Origin of the sequence: Streptomyces sp. NRRL B-3229, from assembly GCF_000719505.1 — a bacterium.
Classification (GTDB): Bacteria; Actinomycetota; Actinomycetes; order Streptomycetales; family Streptomycetaceae; genus Streptomyces; species Streptomyces griseorubiginosus.
The window spans coordinates 1-265 of the sequence record NZ_JOGP01000155.1; the positions used below are offsets into that span (position 1 = coordinate 1).

Annotated in this window: 1 pseudogene; it reads right to left on the reverse strand. The window is 68.7% G+C overall.

Going from position 1 to position 265, the window contains the following annotated elements:
* Positions 1 to 265 (reverse strand): annotated as a pseudogene (locus tag IF54_RS41940) (sugar phosphate isomerase/epimerase); the annotation flags it as partial.

Consider the following 265-nt stretch of genomic DNA (forward strand, 5'->3'; position numbering starts at 1 on the left):
GCTCGGCGAAGTCCTCGTACCCGCGGTCGATCATCGCCTGGGATGCGGGCGGGAACATCGCCACCAGGTGCCAGATCGCCGAGCCGGTGAAGCCGATGATGGTCCGGACACCGAAGGCGGCCGCCGCCCGCGCCGTGTCCTCGCCTTGTCCACCGCGAAATGATCTCCCCAGCAGGCGAGTTCGAGTCCGTCGAAGCCGAAGTCCCGGGCCAGACGGCAGACCTCCTCCAGCGGCAGATCGGCCCACTGACCGGTGAACAGCGTG